Source organism: Inquilinus sp. CA228, from assembly GCF_052078665.1.
Lineage (GTDB): Bacteria > Pseudomonadota > Alphaproteobacteria > DSM-16000 > Inquilinaceae > Inquilinus.
Window position 1 is genome coordinate 1 of the sequence record NZ_JBQJIK010000001.1, and the last position, 23822, is coordinate 23822.

The window sequence follows — 23822 nt, forward strand, 5'->3', positions numbered from 1 at the left end:
CTTCAGGCCCTCGGCCTCGCCTCCGTCGCCGACCCGCTCACCGCTTAATCCCCCGAACCGCCGGATACGGACCCGTATGTCCGGTGGTGTGGGAGGGGGGAGCCGCGAGGCTTCCCCCTATCCCGATAGTCGAACACCAGCCGGTACTTGGCGAAGCCGTCGCCGGCGTCGCCCACCGGCTCGATGGTCAGGCCGGGCGGCACCGCCTGGGCGGCGGCCGGGGCGCCGGGGAAGGTGACGACCACGGATTTCGGCAGCGGTGCGAAGCTCCAATTGCCGTCGGCGGTGGGGTCGATCCGGCCCTGCTCGTGGATGAAGCGCACCAGCACGTCGCGGTTGGTGTCCGGCGCCTCGACCACGATGTTCTTGCCGTCGAGGCCGGGGAAGCTGCCGCCGCCCCCGGCACGGTAGTTGTTGGTGACGACGACGAACTCCTGCGTCTCGTCGATCGGCTTGCCCTGGAATTGCAGGTCGACGATGCGATGCGCGTCCGGCGCCGCCAGCTTGCCGTCGCCGTCATAGCGCGAGGGCTGGGTCAGGTCGATGCGGTAGGTGACGCCGTCGATCACGTCGAAATTATAGGAGGGGAAGCCCGGGTCGATCAGCGGCTGCTCCCCGGTCTTCGCCGGATCGATCCGGTTGAAGATGCCGGCCGACCGCTCCAGCCATTCGCGCACGATGGCGCCGGAGACACGCACGGCCCGCACCGTGTTCGGATACAGGTACAGATCGGCGACATTCTTGATCGCGATCGGCCCGGCCGGGACGCTGGTGTAATAGTCCGGCCCGCCGCGGCCGCCGGCCTTGAATGGCGCCGCGGCGGACAGCAGCGGCAGCCCCGCGGCCGGGGTGCCGGCCAGCAGCGGCGCGACGTACCAGAGCTGGGCCTGGCTGACGATCTGCACCGACGGGTCGTCCGCCACCAGGGCGAAGTAGCTGGTGATCGGGGCGGAGATCTCGCCCACCGGCTGGCGCACATAGGCCAGGGTGGCGTCATGCTCCGGCTGCGCCGCCGCGAGGATCTCCGGCTTCGACTCGACCAGCGGCACCACCTTGCGGTCCTTGCGCTCATAGATCGGCCGCGCCTCGGACTTGAAGGCCGCGACGGTCCAGGCGGTGCCGTCGCGCTCCAGCTCCAGGTCGATGATGCCGAGATGGCTGCCCCAGAACCCTGCCATCACCGCCGGGATGCCGTGCAGCGTGCCGCGCTCGGCGTCGACACCGTCGATGCCGGCGAAGTCCGGGCCGGGGAAGACCAGGTGCTGGTGGCCGGTCAGGATCACGTCGATGCCCGGCACCTCGGCCAGGAACAGGGCCGCATTCTCCTCGCCGCCCTCGCGCGGGCCGCCGGCGATGCCGGAATGGCACAGCGCCACCACCACCTCGGCGCCCGCCTGGCGCAGCTCCGGCACATAGCGCTTCGCGGCGTCGACGATGTCGGTGGTGGTGACATGGCCGTCGAGATGGCCCTGATCCCACTGCATGATCTGCGGCGGCACGAAGCCGATGACGCCGATCTTCACCGGCACCGCGGCGCCGGATTCGTCCTTCAGGCTGCGCTCCAGGATCTTGTAGGGGGGCAAATAGGGGCTGCCGTCGGTCTTCAGCAGGTTGGCGCAGACCAGCGGGAAGTTCGCCCCCTGCATCATCGCCTTGCCGAGATAGTCGAGCCCGTAGTTGAACTCGTGGTTGCCCATGGTGCCGCAGTCATAGGCCAAGAGGTTCATGGCCTTGACGATCGGGTGCACCGCGCCGCCGTCCAGGCCGCGCTGATAGGCGATGTAGTCGCCCATCGGGTTGCCCTGGATCACGTCGCCATTGTCGAACAGCAGGACGTTGCCGGCCTCGGCCCGGGCGGCGGCCAGCACCGCGGCGGTGCGGGCCAGGCCCATCGTGTCGTCGCCCTTGTCGCGGTAGTAGTCGTAGGGGAAGACGGCGACATGCAGGTCCGTCGTCTCCAGGATCCGCAGCTTCAGCGTCGGCGCCGCGGCCCGCAGCACGGCGGGGGCCAGGCCGATTGCGGCGGCGGCGACGCCCGCCTTCAGGGTGGTGCGGCGGGTGAGGTCGGGCATGCGGCGCTCCTGCGGCTGGGACGCGCCAGTCTAGAGCGAAGGAGGTTGCGGTTCCTAGAGGATGGCGAGCTGAACGCCACGGTGCGGCAGCCGGCGGGAACGCCCTGGGCCTGACCGGGCCGCGGACCGGGCGGGGCGTGGGCCGCCCTCGCCCGGCCGCCGTGGTCAGCTGGAGGCGGTGGTGTCGTCGGTCGGCGCTTCCGGGCCGTTCTTCTTGATCGACTCGATGGCGTTCTTGGCCGAGGCCTTGCTGGCGTAGCCCTCGGTCGAGAAGATCGTCTCGGAGTTGTACTTGAACCGCACCCGGAACTCGCCGGCCTTGTCCTTGTAGATCTCGAACTTGTGCGCCATGGGTCGTCCCCTCCGGGATTGAGACATTCGCCGGGCAGTTTGATCGCGATATCCCAATATTCGCAAGCGGCTTTGTTGAAGGATCGCAAGTTCTTACGCAGCCGGGGTGAACTGATAGGGGGTGGCGCCGCGCAAATTCTCGTCCACCGACAGCACGTGGTTCAGCGGCGGGAAGGCGCGCTGGTCGCAATCCGGCCGCTCGCACAGCCGGCAATGCAGCCCGATCGGCGCCGCCGCCTCGTCGGAAGCGAGGTCGATGCCGTCGGCATAGACCAGCTGCGCCGCATGGGCGATCTCGCAGCCCAGCGCCAAGGCGAAGCTCTGCCCCTGCGCGCGGAAACCGGCGCCGGGCTTGGACACGGTGCGGGCGATGGTGAACCAGCGGCTGCCGTCCGACAGCTCCGCCACCTGGGTCTGGACCCGGCCGGGCGAGCGGAAGGCGTCGGGCAGGATCCACAGCGGGCAGGCGCCGCCCATCCGGGCGAAGGCGGAGTTGGTGGCGCCCAGGCGCTTCGACACGTTGCCGGCCTTGTCGCTGCGGATCAGGAAGAAGGGGACGCCCTTGGCGCCCTGGCGCTGCAGCGTGGTCAGGCGGACCGAGACCTGCTCGAACGACGCCTCGAAGCGGCTCTGCAGCACCTCGATGTCGTAGCGCAGCGCCGTCGCCGCCCGCCAGAACCGGTCGTAGGGCATCATCACTGCCCCGGCCAGGTAGTTGGCCAGGACGATGCGGCCGAGCCGCGACGCCGCCGGGCCGGAGAAGGCGACCGGCGCCACCATCTCGTCCAAGAGGGCGCGGTACTTGATCAGCGCGATCTGCACCGCGAGGTGGAAGCTGCGGCTGGGCAAAGGCAGCATCTCGGACAGCAGGATGCGGCGGCCGTGCCGGTCGTAGCGGCGGCGCACCGGCCCCATCACCTCGACCGGCATCACCTTGACCCGCAGGGTCAGCTCCTCGTCAAGATAGCGGATCAGCCCCGGGAACAGGGCCCCGGGCTCGATCGCGCCGGCCTGCCAGATCTCCTCCGCCGCCGTCTCCAGCTCCGGGAAATGGTGGCCATGCGCCTGCACCCAGTCGCGCACCTCGTCCAGCGGCGAGGCGGATTCGGCGATGTCCGGCGCCGATTGCTTCTCGGCCAGCAGGCGCAGCGTCTCCCGCCCCTCGCGATAGGCCTGGTACAGGGCCAGCACCGCCTCGGCCGCGGCCGGCGCCTGGGCGGCCAGGTCCATGATGTCCTGCCGCTTCAGCCCGGCCGTGCCCGGCCGCGGCGTGGCGAACAGCGGGTCGCCGAACACCTCGGACAGGCCGCCGACCAGCCGCTCGCCCTCATCCTCGGCGAAGCTGGCGAGGTCGAGGTCGAAGATCTGGCCCAGCTTCAGCAGGATCTCGACCGTCACCGGCCGCTGGTTGCTCTCGATCAGGTTGAGATAGGAGGCGGAGATGGCCAGCCGCTCCGCCAACAGGGCCTGGGTGACCTCGCGGTCGCGCCGCAGCCGCCGGATCTTGTGCCCCAGCATCGGCTTGCGCGCGGCCATCGATCTTCTCCGATTTACAAAACTGACATCAATAAACTTTACAACATTTCCCTTTCACGCTCAACGCCGCGTTGACGCTGCCTGGAGCCGCACCCAACATCATTCCCATCACCGCAGCGCAGCATGGCGCGCTGTCCGGAACGGAATGAAAAGGATTTACAGGATGGCTCCCCTCGACTCTCCGACCCCGATCCGAACTCAGGCCGGTCGCTTCGACGGCATCGTCCGGGACTACGCCCCGGCCGACGTCGACCGGCTGCGCGGATCGGTCCGGATCGAGCACACGCTGGCCCGGCTCGGCGCCGAGCGGCTGTGGGAGCTGATGTACAAGCGCGACTTCGTCAATTCGCTCGGCGCCACCAACGGCACCCAGGCGATGCAGCAGGTCCGCGCCGGGCTGGAGGCGATCTACCTGTCCGGCTGGCAGGTGGCGGCCGACGCCAACACCGCCGGCCAGATGTACCCGGACCAGAGCCTGTACCCGGCGGATTCGGTGCCGGAGGCGGTGCGCCGGATCAATCGCACGCTGCAGCGCGCCGACCAGATCGAGCATGCCGAGGGCGGCGCCAAGCGCCACTGGTTCGCGCCGATCGTGGCCGATGCCGAGGCCGGCTTCGGCGGCCCGCTGAACGCCTTCGAGCTGATGAAGGCGATGATCGAGGCCGGCGCCGCGGGCGTGCATTTCGAGGACCAGCTGGCGTCGGAGAAGAAGTGCGGCCATCTCGGCGGCAAGGTGCTGGTGCCGATCCGCAGCTTCATCCGCACCCTCAACGCCGCCCGCCTCGCCGCCGACGTGATGGACGTGCCGACCGTGCTGCTGGCCCGCACCGATGCGGAGAGCGCCAAGCTGATCACCAGCGACATCGACGAGCGCGACCATCCCTTCATCGACCGGACCCAGCGCACCGAGGAGGGCTTCCATCCGATCAAGCCGGAGAACCGGATGGAGTACTGCATCGCCCGCGGCCTGGCCTTCGCGCCCTATGCCGACCTGCTGTGGATGGAGACCTCGAAGCCCGATCTCGGCCAGGCCAAGCGCTTCGCCGAGGGCATCCACCGGCAGTTCCCGGGCAAGCTGCTGTCCTACAACTGCTCGCCCAGCTTCAACTGGAAGGCCAATCTGGACGACGCCACCATCGCCAAGTTCCAGCGCGAGCTGGGAGCCATGGGCTACAAGTTCCAGTTCATCACCCTGGCCGGCTTCCACAGCCTGAACTTCGCCACCTTCGAGCTGGCGCGCGGCTACAAGGAGCGGCAGATGGCCGCCTATTCCGAGCTGCAGCAGGCGGAGTTCGCGGCCGAGGCCCAGGGCTACACCGCGACCAAGCACCAGCGCGAGGTCGGCACCGGCTATTTCGACGCCGTCAGCCTCGCCATCTCCGGCGGCAAGGCCTCGACCACCGCGCTCGGCGAATCGACCGAAGCCGCCCAGTTCCACTGATCATCTGCGCCCGAAGGAGGATACCCCCATGACGAACCGCTTCTGGATCATCGGCGGCGAATATGCCGACACCCGCTTCGACCGGCTGGTCGGCGGCACCGAAAGCCTGCAGGGCCCGTTCGAGAACTACGACGAGGCGCTGCACGCCTGGCGGCAGCTGGCCTCGGCCACCACCAGCAACGCGCATCAGCGCTACACCATCGCGCATGAGGGCGCCCGGTAGGGTTCTCTGATTCGCGACCGGGCCGGGCGGCGCGGGCGCACCGCCCGGCCCTTTCTCCACGAAGCCGACCCCTCAGAAGACCCCGCTCAGGCCCGGCCGATCCGTTCGGCCGGGCCACTTTTCCGTGCGGGCAGGGGCTATACGGCGCCTTCGACCACGCCGCGCGGCAGATAGTCCGACCGGATCCCGACCGGCAAGCCCTGGTCGTGGCGCATCGCCGCCCAGGCCAGCGGGCCGAGGGCGATGAAGCCGGCCGGGTCGCTGTCCTGCGATTCGCCGGGATTGGCCTGGATGTCGGCCCAGTAGCGGCGGTGCAGCACCAGGGCGTTGCGCAGCGCCTGGTCGAACTTGGCCGCTTCCGAGTCGCGGTGCAGCAGCGTCAGCTCGATCTCCGGCGAGACGATGAACTGGGCATAGTCGCGGGAAGCGGGCGCCAGCGCGGTGTCGTTGCAGCCCTGGATCGCCTGCAGCAGCAGCTGGTTGCCGGCGGCGTCGCCGCGCAGCAGGGCCTGCAGCCCCTGGGCATGGGCCAGGCCGTAGATCCGATCCTCCGCCGCTGGGGGCTGCCGTGCGACGCGGTCGACCGGCACCTGCGCGAACAGGTCCAGCGCGATCCGGTCGCGCGTGGCCAGGGCGGCGTGGCAGGCCTGGACCAGCCGGCGCGGGGTCAGCCCCACCGGCGGCTCCCGTCCGCGCGGCAGCTCGACCGGACCCCGGGGGTCCGGCGGGCCCGGCGGGCCGAGATCGACCCGCAGCGGCGGCCCCGCCGGCGTCACCATCACGCCGGCGGCCATGGCCGCCCGCGCGCTCAGCCGCAGCCGCGACGGCACCTCGTCCTCCGGCCCCAGCAGCTGGCGCAGCCCGGCCAGGGCCAGGGCTTCCTCGGTCAGCGGCACCAGGTTGCCGGGGCGCTCGGCCAGGCTGTCGCGCAGCCTCGGGATCTCCCGGGCCCGGCGCTCCGCCCGCGCCGCCAGCGCCTCACGGTCGCGGCCGGGCCGGTGCCGGGCCACGAAGCCGGCGCTGTCCCCGTCCATGGCCCTGCCGCCGGTCATCGCCCCGTCCCCAGATCGAATTGCTTCGCCGTCGCCACCGGCGCCGTGGCACCGCTGGAGCCATGGCTGATCGGTGTCCGAACGGTGAGATACACGACCTCTGCCGGCTTGCCCTCCGGGGTCTCGCCGTGGCGGTAGGCACTCAACAGATCATTGCCGGTGGTCGCCGCCTGGCCGGTCATGTTGTCATCCATGTTGCGGGCGATGGCCACGAAGTATTCGGGCGTGCCCTGCGTCTCAACCCGTCCGTTCACCAGCCGGGTGCCGAGCGGCGAGCCGCCGCCCTTGGCCTCGACCACGATGAAGCGGATCTTGCCGTCCGGAAGCGTCTGCCGATAGACCTGATCGAAGTCGCCGGGGCGCGAGCCGGATCCGGGCCCGCCATATTCCAGTGCGGCGCCGCGGTACTGCTGCGCCACATAGCCCATGGCGCCCAGCTCGCCGATCTCGGCGCTCTGGTTCACCACCTCCTGGCCCTTGGCGTTCTTGACCGACGTGTCGGTGGCGGCGTCACGCTCCAGGACCGCGGTGTCGCGGTCGGTGAGGGCGGAATTGAACTGCGTCTGCTGTTCCGGGGTCAGCCCCGCCGGCAGGCTGATCCTCGCCGAGGCGCCGCCGGCGATGGCCGGGGCATAGGTCGGCAGGTGCCCCTCCGTCACCTCCTGGATCCGGTAGACGCCGTCGTCGCTCTTCACCAGGCCCAGCCGCGGATGGCTGCTGTCATAGGGGTCCGTCCGCACGATCTCGGGCACGGTCTCCAGCCCGGTGGTCCGGAAGTAATAGCCCTGGCCGGCATAGGGGCTGTTGTCGATCGCGTCGCCCAGCCCCGGCTGGATCTCCTCGGCCCGCGCCTGGCCGGTGCTGGGCGCCTCGACATCCATCTGGCTGGGGTCGGTGATCGTCCGCCCCACCGCCTCGTTCTGCTGGTCGAGATAGGCCCGGGTGGTCTGGATGTCGCCGCGCAGCGCGTCCTTCTGCTGCGCCGTCAGATTGGGATCGTCCAGCCGGCGCTGCAGGTCGGCGATCCGGCGGTCGAGCTTGATGCCTTCGTATTTGATCGAATAGGCCAGGGTCCCGGGCTTGGGCTCGCCCGCCCAGCCTCGGACCAGGCCCTGCAGCCCGCGGTCCTGGGCCATCATCCGGGCGACGTCGCGGTGCAGGGCGATGTCGGCGTCGGTCGCCTGCTGCCCGGCCTTGATGGTGATCTCGCCGGTGTTCGGGTCCTGCACGATGCTGACCCGGTCGCCCTCGAGCTCGCTGGTCCGCACCACCGGCGGCTCATAGGCGGCGGTCAGCCGCCGGGTCAGCGCCGCCGGGTTGAACATCTCGCCCGGCGACCGGGCCTGGCGGGCGCCGACGCCGATGGTGGCGCCCCAGAAGCCCATGGTCAGCAGGCCCTGCGCCCGCTGCTCCGGCGTCATCGACCCCCAATTCGACGCCAGGTGGATGCCCATGTCGACGAAGGCGCCGGCATTGGCGGTGTTGGCCACCGCCTCGGTGGTGCCGATCACCCGGGCCGCCGCCGGGCTCAGCCGCGCCCCGGCGCCGGCCAGGCGGGTCAGCGCGCCGGCACTGGCGAAGGCGGCGATGCCGGTGCCGTTGGCGGCCAGGCCCAGCCACAGCATCCGGGCGTCGCCGTCGGTGAAGGGGTTGATCGACTGGCCATGCTGCGACCGGTCGATCAGCGCGCTGCCGGTCTGGTACACGCCCCAGCCGCCGGCGGCGACGCCGATGCCGACCAGGACCGGCGTCGCGGTGCCGCCGCTGCCGATGATCAGGGCGCCGCCGGCGATGATGCCGCCGACCAGGGCGGCGCCGTCGAAGACGCTCTTCACCTCCTCCCACGTCGTGTCGACCGTCTTCGGCGTGTTGCCGTGCGACAGGTTCACCGTGCCGTCCGCCTTCAGGGTCAGATGGCCGTCGGTCGGGTAGGTGACGTCGCCGGGTGGCAGCTCGTTGTGGGCCTTCCAGTCCTCGAAGTCCTGGTAGCTGCGCCCGGTGTTGTCGACGAACTTGTCGCCGGACGCGGTGTGCACCCGGAACAGCGTCAGCTGCACCGGGCCCGAGGCGTTGCTCGAATACTGGATCGGCAGCACCGTCACCTGGGCGTTCTCGCCGCCGACGGCGCGGATCTGAGCGACCACCTTGCCCACCGGGTCCTTGCCGGGCCCCTCGGCGTAGTAGGAGAGCTGGCCCTGGGCCACCTTGGACTGGGCTTCCTCCGGCGACATGCCCTTCGGCACTTCCGGCGGGAAGCCCATGGCGTAGCCGATGGTGTTGTCGAGATCGGTGCCCTGCAGGGTCTGCGGGTCGTCGCCGCGGCCGGTCAGGAACTGCTTCGCGTTGTCCTGCGCCTGCGGCCCGACGATCGCCGGGTTGGTCCAGGGATCGTCGGTCCGCTTCAGCGTGTCGGCGGTGATGCTGCGGTCGGCGCGGACCGTGGCCAGGGCGCCGACCCGGCCCTCCAGCCCGATCTTGCCGTCATTGCCGCCGCCGAACAGCAGCACCTGGCCCTGATGGGTGCCGAGGATGCCGTCCAGCCGCCGGCCCTCCGCATCCCGCTGCGTCGGGTCGTCCGGGAACCATTCGCGCGCCAGGGCCTGCGCCATCTCCTGTCGCAGGCCCTGGCGCTTGTCGATGTCGAACGGCGTGGTCTGGGCGAAGACGGTCTGCACCACGGCGCTGGCGGCCTGGCTCGGCGGGCCGTCATTCACGGCCGTCAGGATCCGCTGCCGGGCCATCGCCTCGATGCCGTCGGCGCCGCCGCGGGATGCCAGCGCCTGCATGAAGCGGGCGGCGTTCTCCGGCCCCAGGGAGATGATGGTCCGCCGCAGCGCCGCGGTGGTCGCGGGCGTCTCGTTCAGGTCGCCGGAGGTGGCCTGCACCGTCCCCAGCACCAGCGCCAGGGCCTTGCTGTGCGGATCGTCGGCGGAGCCGTTGCCGGCCGGCTGCTGCATCAAGGCGGCGGCGCGCAGGGCCAGGCGCTCGCCGACCACGTTGATCAGCTGCGGCGTGTCTCCCAGGGAATCGGCCAGGCTGGAAGCCTGGCCCAGCCCGCCGCCGCTGCCGTCGGACCAGCGGTCCAGCATGCGGTCCAGCAGGTAGCGCTGCTCGTCGGCGTTGAGGCCCCTGAGCTCGGTCGACTGCCCGTTCAGCGCGTTGCGGACATGCTCATGGGATTCGGTCTGGCCGAAGCCGAGGAAGCCGCCGCTGGCGTCGGAATGGTGCTCGACCCAGTCGTCGATCCGGCCCCGGCGGTCCCCGTCGACCACCGGCACGACCGGCGCGGTCGGGGGCGGGGCGGTCCCGGGTGACGCGGTCTCGGGCGCCGCGGGCTCGGCCGGCGGCGCTGCCCGGGCCCGCTGCACCGCGTCGGCGAAGTCCACCCGGTTCGGCACGGCTGTTGCGCCGTACCGGGATGGGGCAGTGCCGAGCGATTCGATACGGGGTGACATGGAACGATCCTGTCCGCGAACGGTGGCTGGACCCGGGCAGAGCCGCCGGCGGGGGCCGGCTCAGCCCTGCTTGACGCCCTCGTTGATGGTGTCGACGTCCTCCCGCGAGATCCCGAGCTTCTTTGCCACCGCCAGGACATCGGTATCGACGTCGACGTCGATGCTCTGGCCGTTGCCGTTCTTCTTCCGGTCGATCTCGGCCAGATCCTTCAGGGCCTCAATACGTCCGGACGTCCAGCGGCACGTCCTTATTGATGGGAAGCTGGTCACGCGGGATGCCGAGATCCTTTCCCACTGCCCAGATGTCGTAGTCGACTTGCAGGTCGATGTTCTGATTGTCTGCCATCCAGGTTTTCTCGGCCAGTGGCCTAAGGGCGTTCGTCTGCCGTTCCTTGGTGCCCCCTGTCCCTACGACCCTGTCGACATAGGCACGGATGATCTGCTGCCGATAGGGGCCGTTGTTCTCCTCGTCGAAGGTCTGCGGCAGAAGCCTCGTCACGGCATCGAGCGGATCGTCGGCGCTGTTGATGTAGTCGTTGATCCACTGGTTGCGCGTCTCAGGATTCGGCGCAGTCTTCAGACTGGCCGCGAATGTCTCGGGCGACGACGTGTCGGGCTGGGGCTGGGCCGGCGTATCCGAACCCGGCGGGGTCTCCGGCGGGACCGGGAGCATGACGAAATCCGGGGTCAGGTCCCCCTCATGGTAGGCGTGGATCAGATTCGGATTGCTGATCTGGTCGTTCAGCGCCACCACGCTGGCATTGATGTCCTGGGGTGCGATGCCGGCCTCGGTGGCCATGCGCCACTGCGAATCGCCGGCTTCGGGCACCGCCACGGTGCCCTGGCTGAGCAGATCCTGGGCATCCCTGAGGCCATGCTGCGTGGCCAGGCCGTTCAGCGTCTGCTGCCATTGCTGCTGCTGAGCCGCGGACACCTCATAGGTCCGCCCGTCCTTTCCCACCAGCGAGAACTTGTTGTCCCTAAAGGTGACCGTGAGCGACATCGACACCTCCACACACTGGCGCCAGACAGGCAGGCTCTGGCCTGTTCGGCGTCGGCCGACGAGGACCGCGCTGTTTCCCGGCCCCAAGCCAGGACTGAATTCCGGATTCTCCCCCAGAATGTCTACAGCAACCCCGTACGACGGGGAATGTTCCGCAACGTTTATGGCGATCTGATCGCAACCAGTCCGGACCCCTTTGCCCCATAATCGATGGACAGACCGGGCTGCCGATCCGCTTGATTTCCCTCCGAATAAATCGACCGGTCCTTCGGCCACGTCGCCGGAAGCTCCATGAGTTTCGGACAATGACTGCGCATCGACCAATTCCCAAAGGACTCTTGTCTCGGCGGCTCGGTCTCCATGTCTTGCCGGACAAATAGCGGGAATTCGGGCTGTGCCGCCGATCGGCGGTCCAACACTCGCCGACTGATATCCGCCGTCGTGCCACGCCTGAATCCGTCCCAGCGGCTATTGCAATCGATCTTGAGAGAAAAGCTCAACATCGCCTCAAAGTCATTTTATTGCGTGCCGTTACCTAGCGCTATATATTGGCACTTTGATTCTCCTCGCCACCAGCGGCGGTAGGAGATCAAATGGAGGGAACCTCTATGCTCAAGCGAGTCCTTGCCGAGGCGTTGGGGACGTTTTGGCTCGTCCTCGGCGGTTGCGGCACTGCGGTCCTGGCCGGATCGCATGTCGGATTTGGCGGTGTCGCCGCAGCCTTCGGCCTCACCGTATTGACCGGCGCCTATGCCCTCGGCCGGATTTCCGGCGGTCACTTCAATCCTGCGGTCACGGTGGGGCTGTGGGCCGCCGGCAAGACCAGCACGGCCGACCTCGTGCCCTATGTCGTGGCCCAGGTGATCGGCGCGATCATCGCGGGCGGGGTGATCTACGTCATCGCCTCCGGCGCTCCCGGCTTCGACATCACCAAGGGCTTCGCCCTGAACGGCTACGGCGCCGGATCGCCCGACGGCTACGGCCTGACGGCCGCCTTGGTCTCCGAGATCGTGCTGACGGCGGTCTTCCTGATCGTCATCGTCGGCGTCGTCAGCAGCCCGACCACCGCGCCCTTCGCGCCGATCGCGATCGGCCTGGCGCTGACGCTGATCCACCTGATCTCGATCCCGGTCACCAACACCTCGGTGAACCCGGCGCGCAGCACCGGCGTGGCGGTGATCGCCCAGGGCCTGGCGCTGCAGCAGCTCTGGCTGTTCTGGGTCGCGCCGATCATCGGCGGCCTCATCGGCGGCCTGATCGGCCGCTTCCTGACCGAACCCGAAGCCTCGGTCAGCGCGGCCGTGACCCCTCCGGGAGCCCCGGCGGAGTGAGCCGAAGCTGGACTGACGCCCCGCCAGGGCGTCAGTCCAGCGCCTTCGCCATGAACAGGCTCAGCGGGTCGGGCCCGTAGCCGCCGAACGGGCCACAATCCCGGTAGCCGAAGCGGCGGTACAGGCCGATCGCCTCCGGCTGGTGGATGCCGGTCTCCAATTGGATCAGCCGGACGCCGAGGCCGCGGGCCTCGTCCTCGATCCGGGCCAGCAGGTCGCGGCCGACCTTCAGCCCGCGGGTCGCCGGGTCGACGAACATCCGCTTCAGCTCGGCCTGCCCGTCGCTGCCGACCCGCAGCGCGCCGCAGCCGACCACCCGGCCCTCGCGCCGGGCCACGAAGAAGCGCACCTCCGGCTGCTCCAGCGAGGCGATGTCGAGCATGTGGTTGCTCTCGGCCGGGTACAGGCTCGCCATCAGGGCGTCCGACTGCCGGATCAGGTCGAGCACCGCGTCCTGGCGCGGCGGTTCCGGGGCGATCAGGGTGGCGGTCACGATGCGGAACCTCGGTCGTTTCGCCCCGACTATAGCCGGCGATGGCGATGCGCGAAGGGCTTTCCTCTTGCCCTGGCGAGGGCGGCTATGTTCTCGTATCGTTCATGGTCGACTCCGCTCCCCTCACGATCCCCAACGCCGACGCCCGGCGCCTGTTCCTCGATCTGCACGGCCTGTCCGATTCGCCGCTCGGCCGGCTGACGGCGGACGGGTGCCAGGCGGTGGTGGACCGCATCGGCTTCGTCCAGATCGACAGCATCAACACGGTCGAACGGGCGCATCACATGATCCTGTTCGCCCGCCGCCACGGCTATGCCCAGACCCAGCTGCCGCGGCTGGTCGAGAAGACCCGCGGCCTGTTCGAGGGCTGGACCCACGACGCCTCGCTGATCCCGACCCGCTTCTTCCCCTACTGGTCGCGGCGCTTCGACGATGTGCGGCAACGCGCCGCCACCAGCCGCTGGTGGGCCGAGGCCGGGCCGGATTTCCCCAAGGTGCTGGAGCAGGTGCGCGAGCGGGTGGCGACGGAAGGGCCGCTGTTGACCCGCAGCTTCGAGGAGGAGCGGCAGCGCCCCGCCGGCGGCTGGTGGGACTGGACGCCGTCGAAGATGGCGCTGGAGTTCCTGTGGCGCACCGGCGTGCTGGCGGTGGCGCGGCGCGAGAACTTCCAGAAGGTCTACGACCTGACCGAGCGGGTGATCCCGGAGCCGCATCGCGGCCCGGCGCCCGACCCGGAGGCGGTGGTCGACTGGGCCTGCCGCTCGGCGCTGGAGCGGCTGGGCGCCGCCCGGCCCGGCGAGATCGCCGGCTTCTGGGACCTGATCACCATCCGCGAGGCGGAGCAGTGGTGCGACCAGGCGACCCGGCGCGGCGAATTGTGCGTCGCCCATGTTCAGGGCGCGGACGGCAAGACCACCGCGGCCTTCGCCTTCGCCGACATCGAGGTCCGGCTGGCCGCGGCGGCGCCGGCGCCGGATGTGCTGCGGGTGCTGTCGCCCTTCGACCCGGTGATCCGCAACCGCCAGCGGCTGGAGCGGCTGTTCGGCTTCGACTACCGCTTCGAGGCCTTCGTGCCCGAGGCGAAGCGTCGCTGGGGCTACTACGTCTTCCCGATCCTGGAGGGCGACCGCCTGGTCGGCCGGATCGACATGCGGGCCCGGCGCGACAGCGGCGACCTCGCCGTCGCCGGGCTGTGGTGGGAGCCGAAGGTGCGGTCCAGCAAGGCCCGGCTGCGCCGGCTGGAGACGCAGCTCGACCGCATCCGCCGCTTCGCCGGGGTCGAGCGCGTGGTGTGGCCCGAGGTCAAATCGACGCTGTCATCCGCGAGTCATCATACGGTCGCAAAGCTCGGGGCATAAGGGCGCCGCGCGAGGGCCGGCGTTGCGATGCCGGCCCTCGCGCCCATATATGGCCGCGTGGGCAAACCCGCCGGACCGATCGTGCGGAAGCGGAAGAGAAGGACTGGGTATGGCGGGGGATCTGATCGTCGCCCATGCGCGGATCGTGACCGCGGAGGCCGTGCTGACCGGCAGCGTCGCCGTCGCCGGCGGGCGGATCATCGATCTGGACCGGGATGCGGCCTGCCCGCCCGGCGCGGCCGATTTCGAGGGCGACTACCTGCTGCCCGGCCTGGTCGAGCTGCACACCGACCATCTCGAGCGCCACTACACGCCGCGGCCCGGCGTGCGCTGGCCGGCGGTGACCGCGGTGATGGCGCATGACGCCCAGGTCGCCGCGGCCGGCATCACCACCGTGTTCGACGCGCTAGCGCTGGTCGGCGGCCGCAACGGCGAGGACCGGCTGGAGACGCTGCGGCCGATGGTCGACGGCATCCGCCAGGCCCAGGCCGGCGGCATGCTGCGGGCCGAGCATTTCCTGCATCTGCGCTGCGAGGTCACCGAGGCGCATGTGCTCGAGCTGTTCGAGCCGTTCCGCGACGACCCGCTGGTGCAGTTCATGTCGGTGATGGACCACGCGCCCGGCCACCGCCAGTTCTCCGACCTCGCCAAGTATCGCGAGATCTACAAGGGCATGCTCGGCATGACCGACGAGCAGATCGACGCCCAGACGGCGGAGCGGATCGCCGCGTCGCGCACCCATGGCGTGACCAACCGCGACGCCCTGGCCGCGATCGGCCGCGGCCGCGGCCTGCCGATCGCCAGCCATGACGATGAGACCGTCGCCCATGTCGAGGAGGCGGCGGCGCTGGGCATGGTGGTGTCGGAGTTCCCGACCACCCTGACCGCCGCCCGAGCCGCCCGTGCGCACGGGCTGCAGATCCTGATGGGCGCGCCGAACCTGGTCCGCGGCGGATCCCACTCCGGCAATGTCTCGGCCGGCGAGCTGGCGCGCGAGGGGCTGGTCGACATCCTGTCCTCCGACTACGTCCCGGTCAGCCTGCTGCACGGCGCCTTCACCCTGGCCGAGGGCGAGCACGGCATCGGCCTGCCGCAGGCGCTGGCGACGGTGACGATCAACCCGGCCCGCGCCGCCGGCCTCGAGGATCGCGGCCGGATCGAGCCCGGGCTGCGGGCCGACCTGCTGCGCGTCCGGCTGGTCGACGGCGTGCCGGTGATCCGCGCCGTCTGGCGCGAGGGCGAAAGAGTCGCGTGATCCCGGAATGACGGGTTCGGGCGAAGGATCGGGTTATAAGGGCTGAGTCGCCTGTTCGCGTTCCGGAGGCCAGCATGCGTCCGTTCCCGGTTCTCATGGCCTTGGGCCTGTGGCTCGCCCTCGGATCGGCTGCCGCGGCCCAGACGGCCGACCCGGCCGCGCCCGCTCCGGCGTCCCCCGCTCCGGCCTCTCCTGACCCGGTGATCCGCGGCGCCTATGTCTTCGCCGCCGGCGGCTGCGCCGCCTGCCACACCGCGCCGGGCGACGCCGCCAAGCCGCTGGCCGGCGGCCGGGTGCTGAAGACCGCCTTCGGCACCTTCTACACCCCGAACATCACCCCGGACCCCGACACCGGCCTCGGCAAGTGGAGCGAGGAGGATTTCCGCCGAGCCCTGCGCGAGGGCGTGTCGCCTTCGGGCGAGGACTACTATCCGGCCTTCCCCTACACCTCCTATACCGGCATCACCGACCGCGACCTGTCCGACCTCTGGGCCTATCTGCGCAGCGTCCCGCCGGTGCAGCAGTCGAACAAGCCACATGAGCTGGGCTGGCCCTACTCCTGGCGCCTGCTGCTGCCGGGCTGGCGCCTGCTGAACTTCGCCGAAGGGCCCTTCCTGGTGCCGGCCGGCCAGTCCGCCGACTGGTATCGCGGCGCCTATCTGGTCCGCGTGCTCGGCCATTGCGGCGAATGCCACACGCCACGCGACATGCTGGGCGGGCTGAACTGGTACAGCCCCTTCGCCGGCAACCCCCAGGCGCCGGACGGCGACGGCAAGATCCCGAACATCACCCCGGATCCGGAGCACGGGATCGGGGAGTGGAGCGACCGGGACATCACCTATTACCTGGAGACCGGCGCCACCCCCGATGGCGACTTCGCCGGCGGTGCCATGGTCGAGGTGATCCGGAACGACACCAGCAAGCTCGTCCCGGCCGACCGCGAGGCGATCGCCACCTACCTCAAGAGCCTGAAGCCGCTGTCCGGGCCGTGACGGCCGGCGATGGTTTCGGCCCGGGGAATCACTTATAGTGTCGCGGTGCGTGCAATTTTAGGAACATTTCGAGCGTATTGATCGGCGACCGTTCATTTCGATCCGACGGCGCCCCTGAGCCTTCAACCGCGACATGCCGCCCGGGCAGCGAGCACGGCCGAGACCGTTCCCGCTGTGCGCACGGCGCGCCGCCCTGCATTTGATCGGAGAGCGATACCGTGACCATCTACACCGGCACCGTTGATCCCGACTACATCTACGGCCTTACCGATTCCGTCGTGGTGCCGCCCGGCGCCAACGGCGTGCAGCTCGATCTGTCGGGCGACGACACGCTGAGCGGGGTGGGCGGCGACGACTTCGTCCTGGCCGGCGCCGGCAACGATGTCGTCGATGGCGGCGACGGCGCCGACCAGCTCGACGGCGGCACCGGGGACGACCTGCTGCGCGGCGGCCTCGGGCCGGATCAGCTGACCGGCGGCGACGGCATCGACACGGCCGACTACAGCACCAGCGGCAAGCCGGTGATCGTGGATCTCTATCTGGGGACCGGCTCGGCCGGGGATGCCGAGGACGACACCCTGGCCGGCATCGAGAACGTCACCGGCAGCGCCGGCGACGACACCATCGACGGGGGCACGGACGACAACGTCCTGTCCGGCCTCGCCGGGGACGACCTGCTGGTCGGGTATGAGGGCGTCGACACGCTGATCGGCGGCGACGGCGACGACTTCATCGCCGGGGACTTCGAGCCGGGGGCCGGCAGTTGCGGCTGCGGCGACGGGCCCGACCTGTTGCAGGGCGGCGCGGGCGACGACACGCTCTTCGGCGGCGGCGACGCCGACCGGCTGGAGGGCGGCGCCGGCAACGACCTGATCGGCTATATGGACGGGGCGGAATATGTCGCCGGCGAGGTGATCGACGGCGGCGACGGCTACGACATCATCGCCTTCACCCCGCTGCCCGGGGCGGACACGCTGCTGGTGCTGCAGGGCGCCTCGCTGAGCGGCATCGAGGAGATCGATCTCGGCTTCCCGGGCGGTCCGGTCGGCCTGCCGGCGCATCTGATGCTGATCGGCGGGCTGTCCAACCTGCTGATCGTCGGCAGCGACGACCGCAACGTGGTCACCGCCGGCGACGGCAACGACACGGTCCGCGGCCTGGGCGGCGCCGACGTGCTGCTCGGCGGCCTCGGCAACGACAGGCTCGAGGGCGGCACCGGGGCGGACCAGCTCGACGGCGGCGCCGGCGGCGATACCATCAGCGGCTTCTTGGGCATTGACACGCTCACCGGCGGTGACGGCAATGATGCGCTCAATGGCGGTGCGGACGCCGATGCGATCAATGGCGGCGCCGGCGTCGACATTGCCGACTACAACGGCAGCGGCGTCGGGGTCACGGTCAACCTGGCGACCAACATCAGCACCGGCGGCTACGCCCAGGGCGACACCCTGGCGAATGTCGAGAACCTGCAGGGCAGCGCCTTCGGCGACGTCCTGACCGGCGACGGCGCGGCGAACGCACTGCGGGGCCTGGGCGGCAACGACGTGCTCGACGGCGGCGACGGCTGGGACACCCTCGAAGGCGGCGTGGGCGACGATCAGCTGGTGGGCGGCGCCGGCGGCGACCTCCTGCGCGGCGGCGCCGGTGCCGACCACCTGACCGGCGGTGCCGACTACGACATTGCCAGCTACTGGGACAGCACCGTGGGCGTGATCATCAACCTCCAGACCGGGATCAACACCGGCGGCACGGCTCAGGGCGACACGATCGACAATGACATCGAGACGATCAACGGCAGCAACCACGACGATGTCATGACCGGCAATGCCCAGAGCAATGCGTTCATCGGATTTGATGGGGCCGACGCCCTCAGCGGCGGCGGCGGCAACGATGTGCTTCGCGGAGGCGTCGGCGCCGACATCCTGAACGGCGGAACCGGCGCGGACTATTTCAGCTACACCGCAGTCTCCGACAGCACCGCCGCGGCCGCCGACACGATCCAGGACTTCCAGAAGGGGATCGATGTGGTCTCCCTGAGGCTGATCGATGCCGACGGCAACTCCGGGAACGGCGACACGGCCTTCAGCTTCATCGGCACCGACGCCTTCACCGGCGTCCCCGGGCAGCTTCGCTACGAGATCACCGGCGGCACGACGACGGTCTCGGCCGATGTGAGCGGCGACGGCACCGCCGACATGGTCATCCATCTCGATGGCGCGATCGCGATGCAGGCCGCGTACTTCCTGCTCTAAGGGCGATCACCCGTGCGGACCGGCGCCGACTTCGTCTAGAGTGGGCCGCCGCCATAAGGCGGCGCCCGCAGGGGCGAAGAAGGACAGGGATGGTGATCGAGCTGCAGACCAACGAGCCGGCGCCGGAGGCGACGCTCGCCAACTGGCGCCAGGCGCCCTACAGCCGCTGGGGCTTCCGCAACGTCCGCCGGCTGGTGCCGGTGGCGGAGATTTCCCGCGGCGACTTCGCCGCCTGCCTGAGGCCCGGGTCGGCGCTGGATCTGGACCGGGTCGCGGTGCCGGGGCAGAGCGGGTCGGTGGCCCGGCTGATGGCCGAGAGCGACACCGATGGGATCCTGGTGCTGCATCGCGGCGCGGTGGTGGCCGAGCACTACGCTCCCGGGCTGGACCCGAAGACGCAGCACATCGTTTTCTCGATCAGCAAGTCGATCACCGGCCTGATCGCCGGCATCCTGGTCGACCGCGGCCGGCTCGACCCCGCGGCGCCGGTGACCGCCTATGTGCCGGAGGCGGCGGGCTCGGCCTATGACCGCGCCACCGTCCGGCATGTGCTGGACATGACGGTCGGTATCCGCTTCGTCGAGGACTATGTCGACCCGGCCGGCGACGTCGCCCGCTACCGAGTCGCCATGGGCTGGAATCCGCCTAGCGAGGTGGCGCGGGACAACGACCTGCACGGCTTCATCGCCCGTCTGCCGGCCGACGGCAGCCGGCATGGCGAGACCTTCCACTACGTCTCGCCCAACTCCGACATGCTGGGCTGGATCTGCGAGCGCGCCTCCGGCATGCGCTTCGCCGCGCTGGTGTCCGAGCTGCTGTGGCGGCCGATGTGGGCGGAGGCGGATGCCTATGTCACGCTCGACCGGCTCGGCGCGCCGCGCACCGCCGGCGGCATCGGCATGACCCTGCGGGACCTGGCCCGGATCGGCGAGCTGATGCGGCGGGACGGCCGCGTCGGCGGCATCCAGGTGGTGCCGCAGGGCTGGGTCGACGACATCCTCGACCACGGCGACCCGCAGGCCTGGGCGCGGGGCGACCTGGCGCAGCTGGCGCCGCAGGGGCGCTACCGCAGCCAGTGGTACGTGCTGGGGCCGGGCCGGGACGTGGTCTGCGGCATCGGCATCCACGGCCAGTGGATCTATGTCGACCGCGCGGCGGAGCTGGTCATCGCCAAGATGTCGTCGCAGCCCGCGGCGGTCGACGACGCGCTCGACCACCGGCTGCTGGCCGGCTTCCGGGCGATCTCGCAGGCTTTGGGGTAGGTGAAGAAGGACCCGAGGCCGGAGGCCCCGGGTCTTGCGCGGTGCGTGACCGTCAGCTCTTCTTCACCCGATAGGTCTCGTGGCAGGCGCCGCAGGACTGGCCGACGGCCGGGAAGGCGGCCTTCACCTTGGCCACATCGCCGGCCTGGGCGGCGGCATCCAGCGCCACGATGGCGTCGTGGTTGGCCTTCACCTTGGTCTGGAAATCGGCCCAGTTGGCCCAGATCTCCGGCTTGGCCGCGCTCTTGCCGACGCCGACCGCGGTGCCTTCGGGGAAGAGGGCCAGCAACTGGGCGCTCACCCCCGCCATCTTGCCGGTCGCCGCCTTGACGTCGTCGATCGTGCCCTGGTTGTCGCGCACGAAGCCGGTCAGGGTCTTGGCGCTGGCGCCGTAGGTCTTCATCGCATCCTCGCGCTGGGTCACCACCTCCTCGGGCGTGGCCGCCCAGGCGATGGCGGCGCCGCAGCTGACGATGGCGGCGGTGATGACGGCGAACTTCAACGAACGCATGGTGCCTCCCCTCGGGTGGGTGCCGGTCCGACGATGATGGGCGCGAGTATGCTGGAGGAATTGTTGCGATCTCCAGCGTGTTCGGGCTCCGGCCCTTGGTTCGCTGCGACGTGTCGCAGGGTTACGCACCAAATTGGTGCGCGCGTGGTTGACAGGATGCGGGGCGGACACTATGGTCCGCGCCTTGAATTCCGGCCCGCGAGCCCGTGCTCCCGGCGGCGCCGGCGCTGCCGCATGGGATATGGATTATGAAAGTCGCGAACTCGCTCAAGACCCTGAAGACCCGTCACCGCGCTTGCCGCGTCGTCCGCCGCAAGGGCCGTGTCTATGTCATCAACAAGGAGAATCCGCGCTTCAAGGCGCGCCAGGGCTGATCTCAGCCGCTCCTTGAGCCGATCGAAGGCCGCGTCCCTGGACGCGGCCTTTTGATTTTGGCGGCCGAGCTTGCCGGATCGGCCCGGCCTTCCTATCGTCCGCGGCGGAGGTTCCGCCGATGAAGATGCCAGCCCCCGATGCCGCCGTCATGGCACGCCGCGAGGAGATCGTCGCGGCGCTGCGCGCCATCGTGCCGGGCGAGGGCGTGATCACGGCGGAGAGCGAGCGCCGCGCCTATGAATCGGACGGGCTGACCGCCTATCGCACCCTGCCGATGATCGTGGTGCTGCCCTCGACCACCGCGCAGGTCTCGGCGGTGCTGCGCACCTGCCAGGCGATGGGGGTGAAGGTGGTGCCGCGCGGATCCGGCACCTCGCTGTCCGGCGGCGCCCTGCCGCTGGAGGACGGCGTGCTGCTCGGCCTCGGCAAGTTCAACAAGATGCTGGAGATCGATTTCGACAACCGCTGCGCCCGGGTGCAGCCGGGGGTGACCAATCTCGGCATCACCAACGCCGTGGCCCATGCCGGCTTCTACTACGCGCCCGACCCGTCCAGCCAGATCGCCTGCAGCATCGGCGGCAATGTCGCCGAGAATTCCGGCGGCGTGCACTGCCTGAAATACGGGCTGACCACCAACAATTTGCTGGGGCTGGAGGTGGTGCTGATCGACGGCACCGTGCTGCGCCTCGGCGGCAAGCACCTCGACTCGCCGGGCTACGACCTGCTCGGCGTGCTCACCGGCTCGGAAGGGCTGCTGGCCGTGGTCACCGAGGTGACGGTGCGGCTGCTGCGCCGCCCGGCGACCCAGCGCGCCGTGCTGATGGGCTTCCCGTCGTCCGAGGCCGGCGGCGACTGCGTCGCCCGGATCATCGGCGCCGGCATCATCCCGGGCGGGCTGGAGATGATGGACAAGCCCGCCATCCACGCGGCGGAGGCCTTCGTCAAGGCCGGCTATCCCCTGGATGTCGAGGCGCTGCTGATCTGCGAGATGGACGGGCCGGAGGCCGAGGTCGATCACCTGATCGGGCGGGTCGAATCGATCGGCCGCGACTGCGGCGCCACGATCTGCGTCGTCAGCCGCAGCGAGGAGGAGCGGCTGCGCTTCTGGGCCGGGCGCAAGGCCGCCTTCCCCGCGGTCGGCCGGATCAGCCCCGACTATTACTGCATGGACGGCACCATCCCGCGGAAGCGCCTGCCCGAGGTGCTGGCCCGGATGCAGGAGATGTCGCGCCGCCACGGGCTGCGCGTCGCCAATGTCTTCCATGCCGGCGACGGCAACCTGCACCCGCTGATCCTGTACGACGCCAATGTGCCGGGCGAGCTGGAGAAGGCCGAGGAGTTCGGCTCGGACATCCTGAGGCTGTGCGTCGAGGTCGGCGGCGTGCTGACCGGCGAGCACGGCGTCGGGGTCGAGAAGCGCGACCTGATGGAGGTGCAGTTCGGGCCGGAGGACCTGGCGCAGCAGCAGCGGCTGAAATGCGCCTTCGACCCGGACGGGCTGCTGAACCCCGGCAAGGTGTTCCCGACCCTGCACCGCTGCGCCGAGCTCGGCCGGGTGCACATCCACCACGGCGCCACGCGCTTCCCCGACCTGCCGCGCTTCTGAGCCGATGACCGAGACCCTGAAGCCCGAGACCGACGACCAGGTGGTCGAGATCGTCCGCTGGGCGCTGGCCGGCGAGGCGCCGCTGGAGCTGGTCGGCCGCGGCAGCAAGCGCGGCTTCGGCCGGCCGGTGCAGGCGGCGCATGCGCTCGACCTCTCCGGCCTCGCCGGGATCGAGGTGTACGAGCCGGAGGAGCTGGTGCTGACCGCCCGCCCCGGCACGCCGATGGCGGAGATCGAGGCGGCGCTGGCCGCCCGCGGCCAGGCCCTGGCCTTCGAGCCGCCCGATCTCGGCCCGCTCTATGGCGGCCCGGCCGGCGCCGGCACGCTCGGCGGCGCCGTCGGCTGCAACCTGTCGGGACCGCGGCGGCTGAAGGCCGGGGCCGCGCGCGACCATGTGCTGGGGATCGATGCGGTGTCCGGCCGCGGCCAGGCCTTCAGATCCGGCGGGCGGGTGGTGAAGAACGTCACCGGCTACGACCTGCCGAAGCTGCTGACCGGCGCTTTCGGCACCCTCGCCGCCATGACCCGGATCACGGTCAAGGTGCTGCCGGCGCCGGAGACGGTGCGCACCCTGGCCATCGCCGGGCTGGACGATACCGCCGGCGTCGCCGTGCTGACCCGGGCCCTGACCAGCCCCTACGAGGTGTCGGGCGCGGCCCATCTGCCGGCCGGCATCCTGGGTGATACCGCGCGCAGCCTGGTCCGGATCGAGGGCTTCGGCCCCTCGGTCGACAGCCGGGTGGCGTCGCTGTCGCAGCTGCTGGGGGACGCCGGCCTGATCGCCGTGCTCGACCCCGGCGAATCGGTCGATCTCTGGCGCCGGATCCGCGATGTCGCCCCCTTCGCCGCGGACGCCTCGGGCAGTGATGGGCGTGCGGTGTGGCGGGTGTCGGTGGCGCCGACCGCAGGTCCCGGGGTCGCGGCCGCCGCCGGCGGGGCGCATTACTTCGATTGGGGCGGCGGGCTGGTCTGGATCGCGGTTCCGGCCGATAGCGACGCCGGGGCGGCTGCAATCCGTGCGGCGGTCGCGGCCGCGGGCGGCGGGCACGCCACCCTGGTCAGGGCACCCGTCGGGCTGCGTGCGGCGCTTTCGGTGTTCGAGCCGCAGCCGCCGGCGCTGGCGGCACTGGAGCGCCGCGTGCGCGAAGCCTTCGATCCGCGGGGCATCCTGTCGCCCGGCCGGATGACGGCCTGATAGTAGTCGGCAACCTCAGGCGCGATTGCGGGTTATGATGATGCGCGAGTCTCGCCTCG

At 70.3% G+C, this 23822-nt stretch carries 20 protein-coding genes; 11 read left to right on the forward strand and 9 right to left on the reverse strand.

The annotated features are described in order from the left end of the window. Positions 1-44: 44 nt before the first annotated feature. The 3 genes from ACTOWL_RS00005 to ACTOWL_RS00015 all read right to left on the reverse strand — a co-directional run bounded on the left by ACTOWL_RS00005 (position 45) and on the right by ACTOWL_RS00015 (position 3959). On the reverse strand, positions 45-2072 hold the full coding sequence (locus ACTOWL_RS00005) for a bifunctional 2',3'-cyclic-nucleotide 2'-phosphodiesterase/3'-nucleotidase (protein WP_441319127.1): 2028 nt from the start codon (positions 2070-2072) through the stop codon (positions 45-47). Between the two features lie 165 nt (positions 2073-2237). Further along, positions 2238-2423 carry a YegP family protein gene (locus tag ACTOWL_RS00010; protein ID WP_441319128.1) on the reverse strand — a complete coding sequence of 62 codons (186 nt, stop codon included), beginning with the start codon at positions 2421-2423 and terminating at the stop codon, positions 2238-2240. Between the two features lie 93 nt (positions 2424-2516). Then, positions 2517-3959: a helix-turn-helix domain-containing protein gene (locus ACTOWL_RS00015; protein WP_441319129.1), complete on the reverse strand. Its 1443-nt coding sequence runs from the start codon at positions 3957-3959 to the stop codon at positions 2517-2519. Between the two features lie 163 nt (positions 3960-4122). On the opposite strand from ACTOWL_RS00015, the gene aceA reads away from it, so the two are divergent. Further along, the gene (aceA, locus tag ACTOWL_RS00020) at positions 4123-5400 is read left to right on the forward strand and encodes an isocitrate lyase (RefSeq protein ID WP_441319130.1); all 1278 of its coding nucleotides are present in this window, start codon (positions 4123-4125) and stop codon (positions 5398-5400) included. A gap of 28 nt (positions 5401-5428) precedes the next feature. Continuing rightward, a complete protein-coding gene (locus tag ACTOWL_RS00025; protein ID WP_395677450.1) occupies positions 5429-5623 on the forward strand; it encodes a DUF4170 domain-containing protein in 195 nt (64 codons plus the stop codon). Positions 5624-5760: 137 nt separating this feature from the next. Here ACTOWL_RS00025 and ACTOWL_RS00030 read toward each other — a convergent pair whose 3' ends face one another. The 4 genes from ACTOWL_RS00030 to ACTOWL_RS00045 are packed head-to-tail and all read right to left on the reverse strand — an operon-like array spanning position 5761 to position 11133. Next, positions 5761-6675, reverse strand: coding sequence for an immunity 49 family protein (locus ACTOWL_RS00030; protein WP_441319131.1), 915 nt, complete (start codon positions 6673-6675; stop codon positions 5761-5763). Then, positions 6672-10130, reverse strand: coding sequence for a DUF4781 domain-containing protein (locus ACTOWL_RS00035; protein WP_441319132.1), 3459 nt, complete (start codon positions 10128-10130; stop codon positions 6672-6674). Before ACTOWL_RS00035 ends, ACTOWL_RS00030 begins: the two co-directional genes overlap by 4 nt. Positions 10131-10190: 60 nt before the next feature. After that, entirely contained in the window at positions 10191-10400 is a 210-nt protein-coding gene (locus ACTOWL_RS00040; protein WP_441319133.1) for a hypothetical protein, read from the reverse strand. Then, a complete protein-coding gene (locus ACTOWL_RS00045) occupies positions 10348-11133 on the reverse strand; it encodes a hypothetical protein (RefSeq protein ID WP_441319134.1) in 786 nt (261 codons plus the stop codon). The genes ACTOWL_RS00040 and ACTOWL_RS00045 overlap by 53 nt, the downstream gene beginning before the upstream one ends. A 608-nt stretch (positions 11134-11741) precedes the next feature. On the opposite strand from ACTOWL_RS00045, the gene aqpZ reads away from it, so the two are divergent. Continuing rightward, a complete protein-coding gene (aqpZ, locus tag ACTOWL_RS00050; RefSeq protein ID WP_441319135.1) occupies positions 11742-12464 on the forward strand; it encodes an aquaporin Z in 723 nt (240 codons plus the stop codon). Between the two features lie 31 nt (positions 12465-12495). Here aqpZ and ACTOWL_RS00055 read toward each other — a convergent pair whose 3' ends face one another. Then, a complete protein-coding gene (locus tag ACTOWL_RS00055) occupies positions 12496-12957 on the reverse strand; it encodes a GNAT family N-acetyltransferase (protein WP_441319136.1) in 462 nt (153 codons plus the stop codon). 104 nt (positions 12958-13061) lie between these two features. Between ACTOWL_RS00055 and ACTOWL_RS00060 the strand changes: the two genes are divergently transcribed. From ACTOWL_RS00060 to ACTOWL_RS00080, 5 genes are all read left to right on the forward strand, one after another. After that, positions 13062-14315: a winged helix-turn-helix domain-containing protein gene (locus ACTOWL_RS00060; RefSeq protein WP_441319137.1), complete on the forward strand. Its 1254-nt coding sequence runs from the start codon at positions 13062-13064 to the stop codon at positions 14313-14315. 109 nt (positions 14316-14424) lie between these two features. Continuing rightward, the gene (locus ACTOWL_RS00065) at positions 14425-15570 is read left to right on the forward strand and encodes an alpha-D-ribose 1-methylphosphonate 5-triphosphate diphosphatase (protein WP_441319138.1); all 1146 of its coding nucleotides are present in this window, start codon (positions 14425-14427) and stop codon (positions 15568-15570) included. Positions 15571-15644: 74 nt separating this feature from the next. After that, positions 15645-16562, forward strand: a complete 918-nt coding sequence (locus ACTOWL_RS00070; RefSeq protein ID WP_441319139.1) for a c-type cytochrome — start codon at positions 15645-15647, stop codon at positions 16560-16562. A 218-nt stretch (positions 16563-16780) separates the two neighbouring features. After that, positions 16781-18814 carry a calcium-binding protein gene (locus ACTOWL_RS00075; protein WP_441319140.1) on the forward strand — a complete coding sequence of 678 codons (2034 nt, stop codon included), beginning with the start codon at positions 16781-16783 and terminating at the stop codon, positions 18812-18814. Positions 18815-18903: 89 nt separating this feature from the next. Then, on the forward strand, positions 18904-20076 hold the full coding sequence (locus ACTOWL_RS00080) for a serine hydrolase domain-containing protein (RefSeq protein WP_441319141.1): 1173 nt from the start codon (positions 18904-18906) through the stop codon (positions 20074-20076). A 52-nt stretch (positions 20077-20128) separates the two neighbouring features. Here ACTOWL_RS00080 and ACTOWL_RS00085 read toward each other — a convergent pair whose 3' ends face one another. Further along, positions 20129-20587, reverse strand: coding sequence for a c-type cytochrome (locus ACTOWL_RS00085; RefSeq protein ID WP_441319142.1), 459 nt, complete (start codon positions 20585-20587; stop codon positions 20129-20131). 248 nt (positions 20588-20835) lie between these two features. Between ACTOWL_RS00085 and ykgO the strand changes: the two genes are divergently transcribed. The 3 genes from ykgO to glcE all read left to right on the forward strand — a co-directional run bounded on the left by ykgO (position 20836) and on the right by glcE (position 23763). Continuing rightward, a complete protein-coding gene (ykgO, locus tag ACTOWL_RS00090) occupies positions 20836-20961 on the forward strand; it encodes a type B 50S ribosomal protein L36 (RefSeq protein ID WP_138893229.1) in 126 nt (41 codons plus the stop codon). Between the two features lie 119 nt (positions 20962-21080). Next, a complete protein-coding gene (locus ACTOWL_RS00095; RefSeq protein WP_441319143.1) occupies positions 21081-22568 on the forward strand; it encodes an FAD-linked oxidase C-terminal domain-containing protein in 1488 nt (495 codons plus the stop codon). Between the two features lie 4 nt (positions 22569-22572). After that, complete coding sequence (gene glcE / locus ACTOWL_RS00100) at positions 22573-23763, forward strand: glycolate oxidase subunit GlcE (protein ID WP_441319144.1); 1191 nt, start codon at positions 22573-22575, stop codon at positions 23761-23763. Positions 23764-23822 lie beyond the last annotated feature (59 nt).